General features: G+C 61.5%; 18 protein-coding genes. 13 read left to right on the top strand and 5 right to left on the bottom strand.

Going from position 1 to position 20,698, the window contains the following annotated elements:
- The first annotated feature begins 15 nt into the window (after nt 1–15).
- Nucleotides 16–1,152 carry a radical SAM protein gene (locus HX881_RS08700; RefSeq protein WP_177083968.1) on the top strand — a complete coding sequence of 379 codons (1,137 nt, stop codon included), beginning with the start codon at nt 16–18 and terminating at the stop codon, nt 1,150–1,152.
- Entirely contained in the window at nt 1,149–1,841 is a 693-nt protein-coding gene (locus HX881_RS08695; RefSeq protein WP_177083966.1) for a dTMP kinase, read from the top strand. Before HX881_RS08700 ends, HX881_RS08695 begins: the two co-directional genes overlap by 4 nt.
- Nucleotides 1,842–1,994: 153 nt before the next feature.
- On the opposite strand, the gene HX881_RS08690 is transcribed toward HX881_RS08695, so the two are convergent.
- Together HX881_RS08690 and HX881_RS08685 are read right to left on the bottom strand one after the other, a co-directional pair.
- Nucleotides 1,995–3,644: an acyl-CoA dehydrogenase family protein gene (locus HX881_RS08690; RefSeq protein WP_177083964.1), complete on the bottom strand. Its 1,650-nt coding sequence runs from the start codon at nt 3,642–3,644 to the stop codon at nt 1,995–1,997.
- Nucleotides 3,645–3,722: 78 nt separating this feature from the next.
- Complete coding sequence (locus HX881_RS08685; protein WP_177083963.1) at nt 3,723–6,104, bottom strand: hybrid sensor histidine kinase/response regulator; 2,382 nt, start codon at nt 6,102–6,104, stop codon at nt 3,723–3,725.
- A gap of 286 nt (nt 6,105–6,390) precedes the next feature.
- On the opposite strand from HX881_RS08685, the gene HX881_RS08680 reads away from it, so the two are divergent.
- The 4 genes from HX881_RS08680 (at nt 6,391) to HX881_RS08665 (ending at nt 9,971) form a co-directional block, all read left to right on the top strand.
- The gene (locus HX881_RS08680) at nt 6,391–7,188 is read left to right on the top strand and encodes a hydroxymethylpyrimidine/phosphomethylpyrimidine kinase (protein ID WP_103033145.1); all 798 of its coding nucleotides are present in this window, start codon (nt 6,391–6,393) and stop codon (nt 7,186–7,188) included.
- A gap of 72 nt (nt 7,189–7,260) precedes the next feature.
- Nucleotides 7,261–7,884: a thiamine phosphate synthase gene (thiE, locus tag HX881_RS08675; protein WP_017123370.1), complete on the top strand. Its 624-nt coding sequence runs from the start codon at nt 7,261–7,263 to the stop codon at nt 7,882–7,884.
- Nucleotides 7,885–7,901: 17 nt separating this feature from the next.
- A complete protein-coding gene (hemL, locus tag HX881_RS08670) occupies nt 7,902–9,185 on the top strand; it encodes a glutamate-1-semialdehyde 2,1-aminomutase (protein WP_017123369.1) in 1,284 nt (427 codons plus the stop codon).
- A gap of 237 nt (nt 9,186–9,422) precedes the next feature.
- On the top strand, nt 9,423–9,971 hold the full coding sequence (locus HX881_RS08665) for a tetratricopeptide repeat protein (protein ID WP_017123368.1): 549 nt from the start codon (nt 9,423–9,425) through the stop codon (nt 9,969–9,971).
- A 128-nt stretch (nt 9,972–10,099) separates the two neighbouring features.
- On the opposite strand, the gene HX881_RS08660 is transcribed toward HX881_RS08665, so the two are convergent.
- Nucleotides 10,100–10,426 carry a DUF1820 family protein gene (locus tag HX881_RS08660; RefSeq protein WP_003215457.1) on the bottom strand — a complete coding sequence of 109 codons (327 nt, stop codon included), beginning with the start codon at nt 10,424–10,426 and terminating at the stop codon, nt 10,100–10,102.
- Nucleotides 10,427–10,558: 132 nt separating this feature from the next.
- On the opposite strand from HX881_RS08660, the gene miaB reads away from it, so the two are divergent.
- The 5 genes from miaB (at nt 10,559) to lnt (ending at nt 15,825) form a co-directional block, all read left to right on the top strand.
- Nucleotides 10,559–11,887, top strand: coding sequence for a tRNA (N6-isopentenyl adenosine(37)-C2)-methylthiotransferase MiaB (miaB, locus tag HX881_RS08655; RefSeq protein WP_017123367.1), 1,329 nt, complete (start codon nt 10,559–10,561; stop codon nt 11,885–11,887).
- A gap of 73 nt (nt 11,888–11,960) precedes the next feature.
- On the top strand, nt 11,961–12,968 hold the full coding sequence (locus HX881_RS08650) for a PhoH family protein (protein ID WP_042934207.1): 1,008 nt from the start codon (nt 11,961–11,963) through the stop codon (nt 12,966–12,968).
- A complete protein-coding gene (gene ybeY / locus HX881_RS08645) occupies nt 12,961–13,419 on the top strand; it encodes an rRNA maturation RNase YbeY (protein ID WP_017123365.1) in 459 nt (152 codons plus the stop codon). Before HX881_RS08650 ends, ybeY begins: the two co-directional genes overlap by 8 nt.
- 34 nt (nt 13,420–13,453) lie before the next feature.
- Nucleotides 13,454–14,293, top strand: coding sequence for a CorC family transporter (locus tag HX881_RS08640; RefSeq protein ID WP_017123364.1), 840 nt, complete (start codon nt 13,454–13,456; stop codon nt 14,291–14,293).
- Nucleotides 14,294–14,301: 8 nt separating this feature from the next.
- Entirely contained in the window at nt 14,302–15,825 is a 1,524-nt protein-coding gene (gene lnt / locus HX881_RS08635) for an apolipoprotein N-acyltransferase (protein WP_177083962.1), read from the top strand.
- A 118-nt stretch (nt 15,826–15,943) separates the two neighbouring features.
- Here the strand turns inward: lnt and HX881_RS08630 are convergent, their stop codons facing one another.
- Nucleotides 15,944–16,705, bottom strand: a complete 762-nt coding sequence (locus HX881_RS08630) for a YdcF family protein (protein WP_177083960.1) — start codon at nt 16,703–16,705, stop codon at nt 15,944–15,946.
- Between the two features lie 124 nt (nt 16,706–16,829).
- Nucleotides 16,830–17,150, bottom strand: a complete 321-nt coding sequence (locus HX881_RS08625; protein ID WP_177083958.1) for a hypothetical protein — start codon at nt 17,148–17,150, stop codon at nt 16,830–16,832.
- A 222-nt stretch (nt 17,151–17,372) separates the two neighbouring features.
- On the opposite strand from HX881_RS08625, the gene leuS reads away from it, so the two are divergent.
- Both leuS and HX881_RS08615 read left to right on the top strand, forming a co-directional pair.
- A complete protein-coding gene (gene leuS / locus HX881_RS08620; protein WP_177083956.1) occupies nt 17,373–19,979 on the top strand; it encodes a leucine--tRNA ligase in 2,607 nt (868 codons plus the stop codon).
- An 86-nt stretch (nt 19,980–20,065) separates the two neighbouring features.
- Nucleotides 20,066–20,671, top strand: coding sequence for an LPS-assembly lipoprotein LptE (locus HX881_RS08615; RefSeq protein ID WP_042934385.1), 606 nt, complete (start codon nt 20,066–20,068; stop codon nt 20,669–20,671).
- The last annotated feature ends 27 nt before the right edge of the window (nt 20,672–20,698 follow it).

Here is a 20,698-nt window from a genome sequence, read left to right as displayed (position 1 = left end):
ACGAGGAAAACTTCCATGTTAACTGACACTGTAAACCTAAAGCTTGAGGTTCTCTGTAACGGAATAAACTTCACCGACGACTTTTTAAAGTATTACAAAGAGCAGACTGAATCCATTGAAAAAAGATGGGCCTACGGAACAGGTGATAGCGTCATTCTGAAGTCAAGCGCTCGAACCCCTCAAGAAATAATTTTAGATGGGCAGATTATTGCAGCTGCAAACTACAATCCGACCTCAACAATCTTCATAGACTTAGAGAACGGAACACCGGTACTCAAGAACCAAAACAATTTCGTAAAAATAACGTTTCCCAGGCGACCTATAGCCTACGGACAATATTTGAGTAGCGGGGAGCTTTTTGAGCAATATGTGACCGTCTACGGAAATTCAACACTCGGAATTTTTTCCCCAGGGCACTGCTATTATTTCAACAATGGTCGCGAGTGCAAATTTTGCTCTCTAGGATCCGCCAGAACGAATCTATCTGATCATAAAATGCGAATAAAACCTGATCAGGCAGGTGAGGCGGTGAGCCTAGCGATCAGAGAAGAGAGCGGGCGATACAAAAGGGTGTTGTTTAATGGCGGTACCACGCCAAATTATGACCGTGGATACTCAAGACACATGGATTTAATGGAACGGGTAAAAAACACAAACCAAAATACCGATCTTGAATACCACTTAATCTCTATGCCCCCTAAAGATTTCCGCCTTTTTGATCGTTTCAAAAGTCTCGGCGACAACATGTCCATGAGCTTAGAGGTGTTCAACTCCAAGCTGTTCTCCGAGGTATGCCCAGGAAAATCCAAAGATTATACACGCGAACGTTTTTTCGCCGCCTTCGAGGCAGCAGTCGAAACCCTAGGACGCGGCAATGTGTATGTTGGCTTTGTTGCTGGGATGGAACCCTTAGAATCGATTATCGAGGGTATCGAGTATTTTGGGAGCATGGGAGTAGTTCCGGCTGTCGCGGTATTTCACCCTGATGCAGGATCGCAGTACTCAAAAAAACCAAGACCCTCTTTAGACTTTCTAAGATCGCTTGGAAAGAAAATGTCGGAAATATATCAAAGAGAGGGCTTCCGGCCACTAATCGAGGGAAGCGGAAGAAATTCTTTAGATACTGAAGCCTATTTAGGAGGTTTTTCATGAGCTTCTCAACTGAACGTTCAGTGTTAATCGCATTTGAAGGTACTGATGGGGCCGGAAAATCTACGATAGCACGGGCGACCTATGACAGAATTTGTGAAAGTAACCCCAGTCTAAGGTTTATTGATAAAAACAGCCCTCCGGTAGCCTCTGGATACACCGAATTCCATATGGCCCGAATGCGTGAAATACTTTGGGATTACCCAGATAACGCTCCCTTGGAGCAATTAGGCGACAGGCACTGGTTGAATCTGATAGCCGCCTGGTTTCAAGCCACGGATCATGCCGCTATCAGGCCACTACTGAAAGCAGGAAAAAGTTGCATTATCGACGGGTGGTACTATAAATATCTTGCTCGCTTCCTACTTAAGGACACAAATATAGCTGACGAAGCTGCAGCGGTATTCGCAACGATTAGAAAGCCTGACGCCGTGATATTCCTGGATGTTGATCCCGTTATTGCTGCGAAACGGAAGATTTCTTTTCGTCCTGGCGAAAGTGGAGCTTACGATGGGGGAGACGAAAACCGGCTTAACAGTTTCATTGCCTATCAGAATCGCGTTCGGTCTAGCTATGAACGATGCCACTTGATCAACTGTGTAAAAATTGACACTACCGACCTTAGCGAGGAAGCCGTGCTCGACAAGGCTGTTGGCGCGGTGCGCGATATACTCAATGCAATCAAAAGCTGACTACAGCACTCTATTGAGTCTACTGTCACAACCGGACTCGAACCTGCTTTTTCAACTCAACAAATTAAATATGCAATAGCTTACTCGCTATAGCTGTGAATGCTCGGTCGCCCCACAGCTATTGCAAGCAAGACCTTACCCAAACCGACCACATCAGAACCCCTGCGGCGTCGAACGAGCGACGATGGCCTCGACATTCACCCCACGTGGCAAAGTGCCGTAGACCCGCCCGCCGGTGCCCAGACGACTGGCGATAAAGCCGTCGCTGACCGCCGAGTTGCCCGCTTCCAGCAGCAGCTTGGCCTGCAGGGCCAGGGCAATGTCCTCGGTCAACTGGCGGGCGCGGTACTGGATGTCATGGGTGTCGGTAAACGCCAGCTTCAGATGCTCGATATGCCGGGCCAGGTGCTTGTCGCCGTGGCCGTCGCCCAACTCGCTGAACAGCACTTCCAGCACGCCCGGTTCTTTCGACAGCGACCGCAGCACATCCAGGCACTGCACATTGCCCGAACCTTCCCAGGTCGAGTTGACCGGTGCTTCGCGGTACAGCCGCGGCAGGATGCTGTCTTCCACATAACCGGCACCGCCCATGCATTCGGCCGCCTCGTTGATCATCGCCGGCGCACGCTTGCAGATCCAGTATTTGCCCACGGCCGTGACCAGCCGGGCGAACTTGGCTTCATGCTCGTCCCCCAGCCGATCCAGCGCCCGGCCCATGCGCAGGCTCAAGGCCAGGGCCGCCTCGCTCTCCAGCGCCAGATCCGCCAGCACGTTCTGCATCAACGGTTGTTCGCCGAGCACCCGCCCGCCCACCAGGCGGTGGGCGCAATGATGGCTGGCCTGGGTCAGCGCCTGGCGCATCAAGGCGCTGGAACCCACCATGCAATCGAAGCGGGTCATCGCCACCATCTCGATGATGGTCGGCACGCCGCGTCCCTCTTCGCCGATCATCCAGGCCAGGGCGCCGCGAAACTCCACTTCGCTCGAAGCATTGGAGCAGTTGCCCAGTTTGTTTTTCAGGCGCTGGATATAGAACTGGTTGCGACTGTCATCGGGACGGTGCCGGGGCAGCAGGAAGCAGGTCAGGCCCTTGTCGGTCTGGGCCAGGGTCAGGAAGGCATCACACATCGGCGCCGAGCAGAACCATTTGTGGCCCACCAGTTCATAGGCCTGGCCGGGACCACCAGCCCCCACCGGATAGGCCCTGGTGGTGTTGGCGCGGACGTCGGTGCCGCCCTGTTTCTCGGTCATCGCCATGCCAATGGTGGCACCGCGCTTGTGGGCGATGCCTATATTGCGCGGATCGTACTCGGTGCTGAGGATACTCGGCAGCCACTGTCCGGCGAGATCCGCCTGCAGTTTCAGCGCCGGCACGCAGGCGAAGGTCATGGTCAGCGGACAACCGGTACCGGCTTCGGCCTGGCTGTGCAGGTAGGTCATGGCGGCACGGGCGACATGGGCGCCGTCCCGGGGATCGGTCCAGGGCAATGACGGCAAGCCATGCTCGATCGCGGTACGCATCAGCTCATGGTAGGCCGGGTGAAATTCCACCAGGTCCTGGCGATGGCCATAGCGGTCATGGCTGACGAACACCGGTTTGTTCTGGTTGGCCAGGAACCCCGCCTCCATCAGCGGCCCGCCGGCCAGCGCACCGTAGCGGTCGATGCGCGCCTGCGCCCAGCCGGCGCCGAACCGTTGCGACCACTCCTGCAGCGGCAGGTCGATGCGGTAGAGATTGGTGCCATCCAGCGACGGCGGCTGGTTGGTGACTTCGTGGGTTTCGGCGTACTGATGGAGGTTCATGCTGTCGGGCTCCTATGGGAAGTTGCCAGGAACCCCAGTGAATCACGCACACCTCCGGGAAAAAAGTGACATATGCGCCTAAATATCGGCGCTTTCACCCTCTGTCTGATTCAGCAGACGACGCGCCAGCAGGCTTTGCAACTCTTCGAAACGTACCGGTTTGTGCAGGTAGTCGGTAATCCCGGCGGCCAGGCAGCGCTCGCGCTCCACGCCATTGAGCAGACTGGTCAGGGCCAGGATCGGCAACTCCGCGCAGCCGGGCAGGCTGCGCAACTGACCGCACAGAATCGTCTCGCCCGCCTGGTCGGCGGAACAATCGAGCAGCAAGGCATCCACCGTCTCGGCCCGCAGCCTGTCGATCGCCGCCCGCGGATTGCTGGCCGTCAGCACGCGATAGCCGAGCTTGAGCAGCATCCCGCGCACGACCAGCTGGCTGATATCGTTGCCGTCCACCAGCAACACGGTGCAGTCATGCGGACTGCGTGGCGTCGAGGTGGCGGACCGGTTGACGCGTGGGCTCAGCACCTCGACATCGACCTCGATCTGGAAACGGCTGCCCATTCCCGGTTCCGATTGATGGGTCAGGCGCCCGCCGAGCAATTCGATCAACTGCCGGCAGATCGCCAGGCCGATGCCCAGACCGCCGTATTCGCGGGTCATCGAGCCGTCGAGCTGGAAGAAACGCTGGTACAGCGTGGCCTCGTCCAGGTCGGTAAAGCCGATGCCGCTGTCGATCACGGCGAAGGACAGGGTCAATTGCCCAGGCTGCGGCGAATGACCGATCACCCGCAGCACCAGCCCGCCTTCACGGGTGAACTTGATGGCGTTGTCCACCAGGCATTCCAGGCATTGGGCGATCTTCGTCGCGTCGCCGTGGAGGCTGTCGGGCAACTCGTCGGCCACCTCGACGGCAAAGTGCAGCCCCTTGTTCAGTACATTGCCGGCGAACTGCTCCTGCAATCCCTCCAGCAGCCCGCGCAGGCTGAAAGTCTGCGGGTAGACCTTGAGACGCCCGGCCTGCAACTCGGTCAGGGTAAGGATGCCGTTGACCATGCGCATCATGTCCCGCGCCGAACCGGCGGCGGTCTGCTGGTACTGCTCCAGCTCGGGGTCCAGCGCCACGGTCTGCATCAGTTCCAGCGAGCCGATCACACCGTTCATCGGCGTGCGTAGCTCGTGGGTGACGGTGGCCAGGAACTCGTCCTTCAGGCGGTTGCTGTTGGCCAATTCCTGGTTCAGCACTTCCAGCTTCTGCCCGGACTCCAGCAACGTCTGGGCCTGCTGCTCGCGCATGGCATTGATCCGGTCGGCCAGGGCCAGGGACAGCAGGCCGACCTCCAGGGCCGAACCGATCTGGCTGGCGTACATGGTCAGGAACATGTTCGGCAGGTAGCCGAGCACCATCAGGGTGTTGACCAGCCCGCCCAGGAGGAACGCCGACCAGGCGATGATGAAGTAGCGCGCCACCCGCTGGCCGCAATACCAGGCACTGATCCCGGCGTAGAAGATGGTCACGGTGAAGGCCAGGGCCAGGGCGGTCGCCAGGCGCAAGGCCAGGGCATAGCTGGTCATCAGCGACAGGGCCATGACCACCGCACCGAAGGCCATCAGCAGCAACAGCAGGCGGTCCAGCCAGCGGCTGTGGGCCGCCGTGTGCAGGAAGCTGCGGGCGAACTGGCAACCGAAGAACCCCGCCGAACCGATCAGGAAGGGGGTCGCGGCGTTGGCCCACCAGGGATTGTTCGGCCAGAAATACTGTACCGCCGCACCGTTGACCGACAACTGGTAGAAGCCGAACGAGGCGATATAGAAGATGTAGTACAGGTAGCTGGTGTCGCGTACGCTGAGGTAGATGAACAGGTTGTAGACCAGCATCCCCAGCAGCACGCCATAGATCAGCCCGAGCACATACAGGCGCACCGGCTGCTCTTCCAGGTAGGCCTGGCTCGACCACAGGCTCAGCGGCGCCTGGACCGAGCCCTCGGTTTGCAGCCGCAGGTAGACGGTCTTGCTTTCGCCGGGGGCAAAGTCGAGTTCGAACAGGTAATTGTTCTGCCTGATCGGTCGGCTGGCGAAAGGCAACTCATCGCCCGTACGCTGGGCCAGGCGGTACTCGCCGCCGGCGTCCGGCAGATAAAGGTCGATGTGGTCCATCGGCGGATAGGCCATTTCCAGCAGCCAGGTGCGCCGTGCGTCGGGATTTTTCGGTTGGTAGGTCAGGTCGACCTTGAGCCAGAACGCCGATCGCGAATAGCCCGCGTTGAGCGCATCCTTGTCATGGCGACGGAACTGGCCGGCCTTGGCAGGCGCGCTGATATCCGCGATATCGGCCTGGCCGCTCACGTCCTCGAACACCTGCATGATCCGGCCCAGGGGCAGGCTCTGAGTGGATTCATCAAACTCGACTGCGCTCGCCATCAGCGGCAGACAGCTCAACAACATCATCAGCAAATAGCGCATACAGCCCCAGCATGGCCAGTCTGGTCGCGTCAGGAGCCCCCCTTCCCTTTGAGACGACGTGAAACCGCATGACCTGTTATTCGTTTGGATCCACTCTAGCATAGCCAATAATGGCTAAAGCACACCATTGAAACATTTTATCCAAAGGCTCTAGAACGGGCTTTTCAGCGATCGAATCGCATTCGTGAGTAGCATCTATCGGCCGCAACGGACAAAGCTTCAGGAATCGAACAGCCCGTTGCGCGGAAGATTCCGAAAAAGGCGTTTGGTGGTAAGCTCGCGCACCATGAATATCTACAGCTCTCGTCCCGTTGTCCTCTGTCTCTCCGGCCATGATCCCAGTGGTGGCGCCGGCCTCCAGGCAGATATCGAAGCCCTGCTCGCCCAGGGCTGTCATGCAGCTCCCGCTGTCACCGCGCTGACCGTGCAGAATACGGTCAATGTCCGCGATTTCCGCGTGCTCGATCGCGAGTGGGTACTGGCCCAGGCCAACGCCGTATTCGAGGATTCGACGGTCGCGGCGGTCAAGCTGGGCATGCTCGGGTCCCTGGAAATGGTCGACACCGTGGTCGAACTGCTCAAGGCGCACCCGCACCTGCCGCTGGTCTGCGACCCGGTCCTGCGCGCTGGCGGCGGTGGCCGCCTGGGCAAGGACGAGGTCGGCTACGCCATGCGCGAACAGCTGCTGCCACTGGCGACGATCGCCACCCCCAACCTTCCCGAAGCGCGCATCCTGGCCGAATTGCCCGAAGGCACCGCCGACGAATGCGCGGAAAAACTCCTGCCGTTCTGCCAACACCTGCTGATCACCGGCGGCCACGGCGATGAAGAAGAAATCCACAACCGCCTGTACAGCCGCGACGGCACCCGCCAGACCTTCAAGTGCCAGCGCCTGCCCGGCAATTACCACGGCTCCGGCTGCACCCTGGCGAGCGCCCTCGCCGGCCGTCTGGCCCTCGGTGAAAACCTGGTCAGCGCGGTGCAATCGGCGTTGAATTACACATGGCGCACCCTGCGCGACGCCGAACAGCTGGGCCAGGGACAATTTGTGCCACGCCGTCTGCCGCTGGATTTCTGCTCGTAACCGCGGGCAACTTCCAGTACCGGGAAACCCGTGCTGGAAACCCTGTGTTCGTAACGCTTCGAGGCCGAACCGATGAAACTACGTGGCCTGTACGCCATCACCGATAGCCAGTTGCTGGCCGGCAAGTTCCTGTCCTACGTGGAAGCCGCGCTGGAAGGTGGCGTGACCCTGCTGCAGTACCGCGACAAGAGCGCCGACGACGCCCGCCGCCTGCGCGAAGCCGAGGCGTTGCTGAAACTCTGCGAGCGCTACAAGACCCGGCTGATCATCAACGATGACGCCGAACTCGCCGCACGCCTCGGGGTGGGCGTCCACCTGGGCCAGACCGACGGCCCGCTGACGCCCGCCCGCGCCTTGCTCGGCAGCAAGGCCATCATCGGCTCCACCTGCCACGCGCAGCTGGAGCTGGCCGAGCAGGCCGCCAGGGAAGGTGCCAGCTACGTCGCCTTCGGACGCTTCTTCAATTCGAACACCAAGCCCGGCGCCCCGGCAGCGGATATCGCCCTGCTCGAACGGGCCCGCCCGGCGCTGCACCTGCCGATCTGCGTGATCGGTGGTATCACGCTGGACAACGCCGCGCCGCTGGTCGCCCACGGCGCCGACCTGCTGGCGGTAATCCACGGCCTGTTCGGCGCCGACAACGCCCAGGAAGTGACGCGCCGCGCCCGCGCCTTCAATGCCCTCTTCACTTCATGATTTTTGAGAGCCCGACCATGTCTCGTTCCGAAACGCTGTTTGCCAATGCCCAGAAACATATCCCCGGTGGCGTGAACTCGCCCGTTCGCGCGTTCAAGAGCGTCGGCGGCACCCCGCTGTTCTTCAAGCATGCCGAAGGGGCCTATGTCACCGACGAAGACGACAAGCGTTATGTCGACTACGTCGGCTCGTGGGGCCCGATGATTCTCGGCCACAGCCATCCGGACGTGCTGGATGCGGTGCGCCGGCAGCTTGAGCACGGCTTGTCCTACGGCGCGCCGACCGCCATGGAAACCGAGATGGCCGATCTGGTCTGCTCGATCGTACCGTCGATGGAAATGGTCCGCATGGTCAGCTCAGGCACCGAGGCGACCATGAGCGCCATCCGCCTGGCCCGTGGTTTTACCGGCCGCGACAGCATCATCAAGTTCGAAGGCTGCTACCACGGTCACTCCGACAGCCTGCTGGTCAAGGCCGGCTCCGGCGCCCTGACCCAGGGCGTACCGAGCTCGGCCGGCGTGCCGGCGGCTTTCGCCAAACACACCCTGACACTGCCGTTCAACGACATCGATGCCGTGGCGAAGATGCTCGGCGAAGTCGGCCAGGAAGTGGCCTGCATCATCGTCGAGCCGGTGGCCGGCAACATGAACTGCGTACCGCCGGCCCCGGGCTTTCTCGAAGGCCTGCGCAGCCTGTGCGACCAGCACGGCGTGGTGCTGATCTTCGACGAAGTGATGACCGGCTTCCGCGTCGCCCTCGGCGGTGCCCAGGCCCATTACGGCGTGACCCCGGACCTGAGCACTTTCGGCAAGATCATTGGTGGCGGCATGCCCGTCGGCTGCTTCGGCGGCAAGCGCGAGATCATGTCCTGCATCGCGCCGCTGGGCCCGGTCTACCAGGCCGGCACCCTGTCCGGCAACCCGCTGGCCATGGCCGCCGGCCTGACCACCCTGCGCCTGATCAGCCGTCCGGGCTTCCATGCCGAACTGACCGACTACACCACGCGCCTGCTCGATGGCCTGCAACAGCGCGCCGACGCGGCCGGTATCCCGTTCGTCACCACCCAGGCCGGTGGCATGTTCGGCCTGTATTTCAGCGGTGCCGACGACATCGTCACCTTCGACGACGTGATGGCCAGCGATGCGGAGCGCTTCAAGCGCTTCTTCCACCTGATGCTCGACGGCGGCGTCTACCTGGCGCCCAGTGCCTTCGAAGCCGGTTTCACCTCGATCGCCCACGGCGAAACCGAACTGAAACTGACCCTGGATGCAGCTGAACGCGCCTTCGCCGCACTGAAATAAACCCTGAAACAAGTGACAGATCCGACGCCGGTTTCAGCCGGCGTCGCTTTTCCCACCTAAACTTCCTTCGTTTCTTCCCGTCATCTAACCCATTACTTGCAAAACAAGGCGATATAACGCCCGCGCAGCAGAAAAACGAGTAAAGACTTTGTAAGGTGGCCCCCGCTTATTTCATAATGCGCGCCATATACATCCCCTGGCCGGGTACGCCCGCCCTTCAGAGGTACGTCGATTCCCATGAACCGCACCGGCCGCGCCCTTTCACTGGGCTGCCTGTTGCTCCTTCAGCCGCTGCTGGCACATGCAGGCGGTAACTCGTTGTTGATCCCGGCGATGGGTCGCTGCACCCTCAATACCCAGCCGCAGGATCTCGCCGAGGCCCTGACAGCCTGCGAACAGGCGGCCAAGGGTGGTGATGCGGAGGCGCAATACGAGTTGGGCGAGTTCTATTACGACGGCAAGAATGCGCCGCGCGACCTCAACAAGGCCCTGAACCTCTTCGAACAGGCTTCGCTGCAAGGCCACGCCCAGGCGCAATTCCAGCTCGGCACCATGTTCTACAAGGGCGAAGGCGTGCCGGCCAACAATGTCCAGGCTTATATCGTGCTGAAGATGGCGGCGGTCAATGGCGCCGAAGACGCGCTGGACACCGCGGACGAAGTCGCCGCGCAGATGCCGCGGGACGAGCTGGAGATGGCGACCCAGGTACTGGGACAGATTTTCCGCAAGTACCTGCTGGAACTGCAGACGGCTGACGGGCGCACGCCCTTCTCACCGCTTCCCTGAATCCATTCCCCTGTAGGAGCCGGCTTGCTGGCGATGGCGGTGTGTCAGTCGACAACGATGCAGGCTGATAGACCGCAATCGCCGGCAAGCCGGCTCCTACAGATATCGATATCGGTGCAGGAAATGGCTTATTTCTCGGGCATCGGCATCGGAAACGGCATGACATTGCTCATGCCCCGCGCCTCGCTGATCTTTGGCGTGCCCAGGCGCTCGACCTCGTCGATCCGCACGATCGAATGCATCGGCACGAAACTGCGCACCACGCCTTCGAACTGGGCCTTGAGTTTTTCTTCGCCCGGGTCGACCACCAGTTGCGTACGCTCGCCGAAGACGAACTCTTCGACTTCCAGGAAGCCCCACAGATCGCTCTGATAGATCTGCTTGGCGTACATTTCGAACACCTGGCCCTGGTTGAGGAAAATCACCTTGTAGATCGGGGCTTCACGTTTGGTCATGGTGGGCGGGCAACACATCGGGGATATAAAAGAGGGCGCGAACTATAGCATAGCCGCCGGACGCACAATGCTAGGAAGCGACCGCGATGACCCTTATAATGCGCGGTTCTTTGAATCACTTGATGAAACCCCATGGCCAAGAAGCTTTATATCGAAACCCACGGTTGCCAGATGAACGAGTACGACAGCTCGCGCATGGTCGATCTGCTGGGCGAACATCAGGCCCTGGAAGTTACCGCCCGCGCCGAAGACGCGGACGTCATCCTGCTCAACACCTGCTCGATCCGCGAGCGCGCCCAGGACCGGGTCTACTCCCAGCTGGGCCGCTGGCGCGAGCTGAAACTGGCGAACCCGGAGATGGTGATCGCCGTCGGCGGCTGCGTCGCCAGCCAGGAAGGCGCGGCGATCCGCGACCGCGCGCCCTATGTCGACGTGGTCTTCGGCCCGCAGACCCTGCACCGCCTGCCGGAAATGATCGATGCCGCGCGCCTGACCAGACTGCCGCAGGTGGATGTCTCGTTCCCGGAAATCGAAAAGTTCGACCATCTGCCCGAGCCACGCATCGATGGCCCCAGTGCCTATGTGTCAGTCATGGAAGGCTGCAGCAAGTACTGCACCTTCTGCGTGGTGCCCTACACCCGCGGTGAAGAGGTCAGCCGGCCGTTCGACGACGTGATCGCCGAAATCATCCACCTGGCCGAGAACGGCGTGCGTGAAGTGACCCTGCTGGGACAGAACGTCAACGGCTATCGCGGCAGCACCCACGACGGGCGCCTGGCCGACCTGGCGGAACTGATCCGGGTGGTCGCCGCCGTCGAGGGCATCGAGCGCATCCGCTACACCACCTCGCACCCGCTGGAGTTCTCCGACAGCCTGATCCAGGCCCATGCCGAGGTGCCCGAGCTGGTCAAGCACCTGCATCTGCCGGTGCAATCGGGCTCGGACCGGATTCTCGCGGCGATGAAACGCAACCACACCGCGCTGGAATACAAGTCCAAGCTGCGCAAGCTGCGGGCCGCAGTGCCGGGAATCTGCATCAGTTCGGACTTTATCGTCGGCTTCCCGGGCGAAACCGAGAAGGACTTCCAGCAGACCATGAAGCTGATCGAAGACGTCGGCTTCGACTTCTCCTATTCGTTCGTCTACAGCCAGCGTCCGGGCACCCCTGCCGCGGACCTGCCGGACGACACCCCGGAAGAGCTGAAAAAGCAGCGCCTCAATGCCCTGCAGCACCGCCTGAACCAGCAGGGTTTCGAGATCAGCCGACAAATGGTCGGCTCGACCCAGCGCATCCTGGTGACCGATTACTCGAAAAAGGACCCCGGCGAACTGCAGGGGCGGACCGAGAATAACCGTATCGTCAACTTCCGCTGCGACAATCCGCAACTGATCGGCCAGTTCGTCGACGTCCATATCGACGCAGCCCAGCCACATTCGCTCCGCGGCTCGATGCTGCAATGAGCGCTTTCACCCCCAGGCTGCTAGCGTTATCCTTGAATCCATATCCATTGCCGTCGGGCGGCTAAAAACAACCTTGAACGCACCCATAGAACCCCATCGTTTCATTCTCGAGCCTTTCGAGGCTCGCCGCTTCGCCAATCTGTGCGGGCAATTCGACGAGCATTTGCGCTTGATCGAACAGCGCCTGACGATCGAGATCCGCAACCGCGGCAATCAGTTCGAACTGATCGGCGAACCCAAGCTCACCACTTCCGCAGAAAACCTGCTGCGCCGCCTGTACCGGGAAACCAAGGGGACCGAGCTGTCTCCGGACATGGTGCACCTGTTCCTGCAGGAGTCGGCCGTCGAAGACCTGAACAGCAACCCGGTGGCCGAAGCCGCCGTGGCCCTGCGCACCAAGAAAGGCATGATCCGTCCCCGCGGCATCAACCAGCAGCGCTACGTCAAGGAAGTCCTGGCCAACGATATCAACTTCGGTATCGGCCCGGCGGGCACCGGCAAGACCTACCTGGCCGTGGCCTGCGCGGTGGACGCCCTGGAGCGCGAGCAGGTGCGACGCATCCTGCTGGTGCGCCCGGCGGTCGAAGCCGGGGAAAAACTCGGCTTCCTGCCCGGCGACCTGGCCCAGAAGATCGACCCGTACCTGCGCCCGCTCTACGATGCGCTGTACGAGATGCTCGGCTTCGAATACGTGGCCAAGCTGATCGAGCGCCAGGTGATCGAGATCGCCCCGCTCGCTTATATGCGTGGGCGCACGCTGAACAACAGCTTCATCATCCTCGACGAAAGCCAGAACACCACCGTCGAACAGATGAAGATGTTCCTGACCCGAATCGGCTTCGGCTCCACCGCCGTCATCACCGGTGACATCACCCAGGTCGACCTGCCCAAGGGCACCAAGTCCGGCCTGGCCCATGTCATCGAAGTGCTCAAAGACGTACCGGGCATCAGCTTCACCCACTTCCAGCCCAAGGACGTGGTCCGCCATCCGCTGGTGCAGCGCATCGTCGAAGCCTACGAGCGCTTCGAGAATCGCCCGGTCGAACCGTCTGCATCGAAGGACAGCCGTCGCGATGCTTGAACTCGACCTGCAACTGGCCAGTGAAGCGCCAGCCCCGAGCGAAGCGGACTTCCGTACCTGGTGCGAACTGGCCCTGCGCCAGCGCAGCGCCGACTCGGAACTGACCATCCGCCTGGTGGACGAAGCCGAAGGCCGCGAACTCAACCATACCTGGCGACAGAAGGACTACGCGACCAACGTGTTGTCCTTCCCCGCCGATGTGCCGGACGAACTGCTGGATATCCCCTTGCTGGGAGACCTGGTGATCTGCGTACCGGTGGTCGCCCGCGAGGCGGCCGAACAAGGCAAGGCACTGGACGCCCACTGGGCCCATCTGGTCATTCACGGCTGCCTGCATCTATTGGGTTACGACCATATCGATGACGAGGAAGCCGAGGAAATGGAAGCACTGGAACGAGAGTTGCTTGCTGAACTGGGTCATCCCGACCCGTATATCGATGACGAAAACTGATCACTCAACAACCAAGGGAAACGAGTAAATCGCTATGAGCGAAGACCGATCGAGCAACGGGCAGAAGTCCTGGCTGGGTAAACTGACCCAGGCTTTTGCCCATGAGCCGAAAAACCGCCAGGAGTTGCTGGAGCTGCTGCGCGAAGCCCACCAGAACAAGTTGCTGGACAGCGAAGCGCTGGCCATCGTCGAGGGCGCCATCCAGGTTGCCGACCTGCAGGTACGGGACATCATGGTCCCGCGCTCGCAGATGATCAGCATCAAGGCGACCCAGACACCCCGGGAATTCCTCCCTGCCGTGATCGACGCGGCGCACTCGCGCTATCCGGTGATCGGTGAAAGCCACGACGACGTCATGGGCGTCCTGCTGGCCAAGGACCTGCTGCCGCTGATCCTCCAGGAGAACGGCGACGGCTTCAACATCAAGGACCTGCTGCGGCCGGCGACCTTCGTCCCCGAGTCCAAGCGCCTGAACGTCCTGCTGCGCGAGTTCCGCGCCAACCACAACCACATGGCCATCGTCATCGACGAATACGGCGGCGTGGCGGGCCTGGTGACCATCGAGGACGTGCTGGAACAGATCGTCGGCGATATCGAAGACGAGCACGATGTCGAGGAAGACAGCTACATCAAGCCATTGCCCAGCGGCGACTTCCTGATCAAGGCGCTGACGCCGATCGAGAACTTCAATGAGTTCTTCGACAGCGAATTCTCCGATGACGAGTTCGACACTGTCGGCGGGCTGGTGATGAGTGCGTTCGGGCATCTGCCCAAGCGTAATGAAATCACCGAAATCGGCGCGTATCGTTTCCGCATCCTGAATGCCGACAGCCGTCGGATTCATTTGATTCGCCTGACTCCCATCAGCCGCTAAGGATCCACATGCTGCGCTTAACCCGTCCCGGCTGGCCCGGTAATCTGCTGGCCGTGGTGGCTGGCGCACTGACCACCCTGGCCCTGGCGCCGTTCGACATCTGGCCGCTGGCACTGCTCGCGGTCGGTCTGTTCTATGCCGGCCTGCGCGAGCTTTCGCCACGCCAGGCGCTATGGCGCGGCTGGTGCTTCGGTTTCGGCCTGTTCGGCGCGGGCACCAGTTGGATCTACTACAGCATTCACCACTTCGGCGGCGCCTCGGTGCTGTTGGCGAGCATGCTGATGCTGCTGTTCACGGCCGCCATTGCCTGGTTTTTCGCCTTGCCCGCCTGGGTCTGGGCACGCTGGATTCGCCGCAATGAAGCACCACTGGCCGACGCGCTGGCCTTTGCCGCCCTGTGGGTGGCACAAGAGGCCTTCCGCGGCTGGTTTCTCACCGGTTTTCCCTGGCTCTACTCCGGTTACAGCCAGCTCGACGGGCCACTCTCGAGCCTGGCACCGCTGGGCGGGGTATGGCTGATTTCCTTTGCCCTGGCCCTCACCGCTGCCCTGCTGTACAACGCACCGCGCCTGTTCAAGACCGGGCGCAAGGCCTTTATCGCCATTGGCCTGGTGTTGCTGCTCGGCCCCTGGGCCATCGGCCTGGCGCTCAAGCACTACGCCTGGACAAGCCCGGCGGGCGAGCCGCTGAGCGTGGCGGCAATCCAGGGCAATATCGAACAAAGCATGAAGTGGGACCCCGAACAGCTCAATGCGCAGCTGGCCTTGTACCGCGACATGAGTTTCACGGCCAAGCGAGTCGACCTGCTGGTCTGGCCGGAAACCGCGGTGCCGGTACTGAAGGAGTCCGCAGAAGGCTACCTGTCGATGATGGGCAACTTCGCCGCCGACCGGCATACGGCACTGATCACCGGCGTGCCGATCCGCCAGGTCGTGCATAACGAAAAACGCTACTTCAACGGCATTACAGTCGTAGGCGAAGGCGACGGTATCTACCTCAAGCAGAAGCTGGTGCCGTTTGGCGAATACGTGCCGCTGCAGGATGTACTGCGCGGCCTGATCGCCTTCTTCGACCTGCCGATGTCCGACTTCGCCCGCGGCCCGGCCGACCAGGCGCTGCTGCAAGCCAAGGGCTACCAGATCGCCCCGTTCATCTGCTATGAAGTGGTGTACCCGGAGTTTGCCGCCAGCCTGTCGGCGCGCAGCGACCTGCTGCTGACCATCAGCAACGACACCTGGTTCGGCACTTCGATCGGCCCGCTGCAACACCTGCAGATGGCGCAGATGCGCGCCCTGGAAGCCGGGCGCTGGATGATTCGCGGCACCAACAACGGGGTGACCGCGCTGATCAACCCGTTCGGCCAGATCACCGCGCAGATTCCCCAGTTCGAACGGGGCATCCTCTACGGTGAAGTGGTGCCGATGCACAACCTGACGCCTTACCTGCAATGGCGCTCGTGGCCGCTGATCATCCTCTGCGGCCTGCTGTTCGGCTGGGCGCTGCTGGCCAGCCGGATCGCCAAGACCGTCTGAGCCTGACCGATTGTGGGAGCCGGCTTGCCGGCGATGGCGCCCGCGAGAGCAACGCAAGACTCACGGGCCTCATCGCCGGCAAGCCGGCTCCTACAAGGTTGGCGATCGGGGAGTGGTTTCAACGGTAAAACAGCCGGTAGCCGACCTGCCCCACCGCTTCATTGATCAACTGCCCGCTGCGCCAGATCGCCTTGAACTCCGGCAGCCAGCCGCCCAGCGGGCTGGCGTTGTCTCGTCCGAGAAAGCCGACCGGTGCCGGCACGACACTGAAGCCGGCCTTTTCAAAACTCCACACCGCCCGCGGCATATGGGCCGCATGGGTCACCACGACCACCCGCCGGATACCCAGCGGCGCCAGCAGCTCATGACTGAACTGGGCATTTTCCCAGGTGGTGGTGCTGCGCTCTTCCTGCCAGCGCACGGTCACGCCGGAATCGTCCAGCATCGACTGCGCCATCAGCGCCGCCTCGCTGGGTGGCGAACCGTAATGCAAACCACCACTGGTCAATACCGGCAGGCCCGAGGCCTTGGCCAGGCGCGCCGCGTAGCGCTGGCGCTCGAGGCCGATACCGGTGGGCTGGTCGCTGCCCCACGCCGGATCGCCCCGCTCCCGCCCCGAGCCCAGCACCACGATCGCATCGGCCCGCTGCGCCAGGCCCGCCCATTCATCGCGCTGCAGGGGCGGCACGGTTTCCAGCACCCGCGCGGACCATTCGACCACCACCGGCAGGCTGATCAGCCAGAACCCTCCCAGTCCCAGGGCGAAACACAGCCCCGCCAGGCGTGGCCGGCGGCGACGAAACCACCAGGCAAGCGCCAGCAGCAGCAATAACAGACCGGGCGGCAGGAGTAATTGTTTCAGGATGAAGCGAACAGGCATCGAGCACCTCCAGAAGATGCTCGAAGCCTAAGTGCATCAGGATCAATCAACAACATTCCAGATCCATGGCTTTCGAATACAAGCCAGGTCAACGACAGACAACAGGATGCAGCCGGGCAGATCCTCACTTGATCCGCAGTGACTTGAAGCGCGCCGAATAGAGCCTGGGCGCCCTGTCCTTCAGCCAGACAACCTCGGCCGAACGCACCCCTTCCTTCTGTTGCGCCACGGCTGTGGCCGACTCGGGCACGTCGCCACCGCTCAGGTCCAGGTAGGCCCTGATCAGCTCGAACTCGGCACGACTCAAGCCTCGTAACTCCAGCTCGGCAGGCCGCTCGTCACGCAGGCGGACCGCCGTCCTTGCAGCGTCGAGGGCAAGCCCAAGACGCGTGATCAGACGCTCGTACAACTCGGGATTAGTTACATTTCGCTGCGACTCCACCATCCGTTCACCTCATTGAAGATAAGAATCACTCCCCCTCTATGAGCTTAGCGGTGCCCGGCCAACCGGCTGGCCGCCGCGACCAACGGCTTTTGTCGCGCAATCAGGGTTTCCCTCGATAGAGCGGCGTCATGTATGCTACGGCGCTTCCTGTAACTCCACTTCCAGCAGCACCCAGACGGTGCGTTGAAGAGGATTAGGCCACCCTTTCCAGTACAAGTAGCCATGCACGAACACTATCAGCCCCGTGAAATCGAAAACGCCGCCCAATCGTTCTGGGATGAGCAAAAGTCCTTTGAAGTCAGTGAACAGCCAGGCAAGGAGACTTACTATTGCCTGTCGATGTTCCCTTACCCCAGCGGCAAGCTACACATGGGGCACGTGCGCAACTACACCATCGGTGACGTGATCGCGCGCTATCAGCGCATGCAGGGCAAGAACGTCCTGCAACCGATGGGTTGGGACGCCTTCGGCATGCCGGCGGAAAACGCCGCGATGAAGAACAACGTCGCACCGGCCAAGTGGACCTACGAAAATATCGCCTACATGAAGACCCAGCTGCGCAGCCTGGGCCTGGCGGTGGACTGGTCCCGCGAAGTGACCACCTGCAAGCCGGACTATTACCGCTGGGAACAATGGCTGTTCACCCGCCTGTTCGAAAAAGGCGTGATCTACCGCAAGAACGGCACCGTCAACTGGGACCCGGTGGACCAGACCGTACTGGCCAACGAGCAAGTGATCGACGGCCGCGGCTGGCGTTCCGGCGCGCTGATCGAAAAGCGCGAAATCCCGATGTACTACTTCAAGATCACCGCCTACGCCGATGAGCTGCTGGAAAGCCTCGACGACCTGCCGGGCTGGCCCGAGCAGGTCAAGACCATGCAGCGCAACTGGATCGGCAAGTCCCGTGGCATGGAAGTGCAGTTCCCGTACGATGTCGCCTCCATTGGCGAAGCCGGCGCCCTGAAAGTCTTCACCACCCGTCCGGACACCCTGATGGGCGCGACCTATGTCGCCGTTGCCGCCGAACACCCGCTGGCGACCCAGGCCTCGCGCAACAACCCCGAACTGCAGGCCTTCATCGCCGAATGCAAGGGCGGCAGCGTGGCAGAAGCCGACGTCGCCACCCAGGAAAAGAAAGGCCTGCCGACCGGCCTGTTCGTCGAACACCCGCTGACCGGTGAGAAACTCCCGGTGTGGGTCGCCAACTACGTGCTGATGCACTACGGCGACGGTGCCGTGATGGCGGTTCCGGCTCACGACGAACGGGACTTCGAGTTCGCCACCAAGTACAACCTGCCGGTCAAGTCGGTGGTGCGCACCAGCTCGGGCGACACCAACCCGGCGCCCTGGCAGGACGCCTATGGCGAGCACGGCACGCTGATCAACTCCGGTGAATTCGACGGCCTGGACTTCGCCGGTGCGTTCGACGCCATCGAAGTCGCACTGATCAAGAAAAACCTCGGCGCCTCGCGCACCCAGTTCCGCCTGCGCGACTGGGGCATCAGCCGCCAGCGCTACTGGGGCTGCCCGATCCCGATCATCCATTGCGACACCTGCGGCGACGTTCCGGTACCGGAAGACCAACTGCCGGTGGTGCTGCCGGAAGACGTGGTGCCGGACGGCGCCGGTTCGCCATTGGCGCGCATGCCCGAGTTCTACGAGTGCACCTGCCCGAAATGCGGCGCACCGGCCAAGCGCGAAACCGACACCATGGACACCTTCGTCGAATCGTCCTGGTACTACGCTCGCTACGCCTCGCCTCACTACGAGGGTGGCCTGGTCGACCCGAAGGCCGCCGACCACTGGCTGCCGGTGGACCAGTACATCGGCGGTATCGAACACGCGATCCTGCACCTGCTCTACGCGCGCTTCTTCCACAAGCTGATGCGCGACGAAGGCCTGGTCAGTTCCAACGAGCCGTTCAAGAACCTGCTGACCCAGGGCATGGTGATCGCCGAAACCTACTACCGTCGCGAAGCCAATGGTGCCTACACCTGGTTCAACCCGGCGGACGTGGAGCTCGAGCGTGACAGCAAGGCCAAGGTCATCAGCGCCAGGCTGATCTCCGACGGTTTGCCGGTGGAGATCGGCGGCACCGAGAAGATGGCCAAGTCGAAGAACAACGGCGTCGACCCGCAGTCGATGATCGACCAGTTCGGCGCGGACACCTGCCGCCTGTTCATGATGTTCGCCTCGCCACCCGACATGAGCGCGGAATGGTCCGACTCGGGCGTCGAAGGTTCGCACCGTTTCCTCAAGCGCGTCTGGCGCCTGGCGCAGGCCCACGTTTCCCAGGGCCTGCCGGGCAAACTGGACGTCGCCGGCCTGAACGACGAGCAGAAAGCCATTCGCCGTTCGATCCACCTGGCCATCAAGCAGGCCAGCCACGACGTCGGCCAGAACCACAAATTCAACACCGCCATCGCCCAGGTGATGACGCTGATGAACGTGTTGGAAAAAGCCCCGCAAGACACCGCGCAGGATCGCGCCCTGATCCAGGAAGGCCTGGAAACCGTGACCCTGCTGCTGGCGCCGATCACCCCGCATATCTGCCACGAGCTGTGGAATCGCCTGGGTCACGCCGATCCGGTGATCGACGCCGGCTGGCCGGTGCAGGATGACAGCGCGCTGGTGCAGGACAGCCTGGTGCTGGTGATCCAGGTCAACGGCAAGCTGCGCGGCCAGATCGAAATGCCGGCCAGCGCCACTCGCGAAGAAATCGAAGCGGCGGCGCGGGTCAACGAAAACGTACTGCGCTTCATCGATGGCCTGACGATCCGCAAAGTGATCGTCGTGCCCGGCAAGCTGGTCAATATCGTCGCTAGCTAATTGGACCAGGTGCCCGTCCCGGACGAGCACCTTACAAGACTTCCGGGGTCGCAGTGTCGACCCACGGTTTCAAGGGGAGCAACAAGATGATCAAACGCAATCTGCTGGTAATGGGCCTTGCAGTGCTGCTGAGCGCATGCGGCTTCCAGCTGCGCGGCACCGGCAATACCGAACTGACGATCAAGGAACTGTCGGTCAGCGCCCGCAACGCCTACGGTGACACGGTCAAGCAGTTGACCCAGGTCCTGGAGCACAGCGGCGTCAAGGTCTACAACGGTGCGCCCTACAAGCTGATCCTGACCAGTGAACAGGAAACCCAGCGGGCAGCCAGCTACAGCGGCTCGGGCCGTACCGCCGAGTACGAACTCAACACCGTGCTGACCTATGAAATCCATGGCGACAAGGACCTGACACTGCTGGGCGGCAAGCTGGAAGTGCAGAAATACTACGTGCACGACGGCAACAACATCACCGGCGGCGACGCCGAGGCCGAGCAGCTGCGCAAGGAAATGCGTCGTGACCTGGTACAGCAGATGGTCATCCGCCTGCAACTGCTGACCCCGGAACAACTCGACGGCCTGCAGCAAACCGCCGATGCCAAGGCCAAGGCGGATGCCGACGCCCTGGAAGCCGCGCGCAAGTACGAAGAGTCGATACCGAAGCAATCACCTCTGGAACTGCCGCAGCAGTAAGCCGGACGGGGCGCCCCAGGCGCCCCG

Source organism: Pseudomonas gingeri, assembly GCF_013386115.1.
GTDB classification, from domain to species: Bacteria; Pseudomonadota; Gammaproteobacteria; order Pseudomonadales; family Pseudomonadaceae; genus Aquipseudomonas; species Aquipseudomonas gingeri.
The sequence above is the reverse complement of the archived record's forward strand: the minus strand, read 5'-3'. Positions and strand labels throughout refer to the sequence as shown.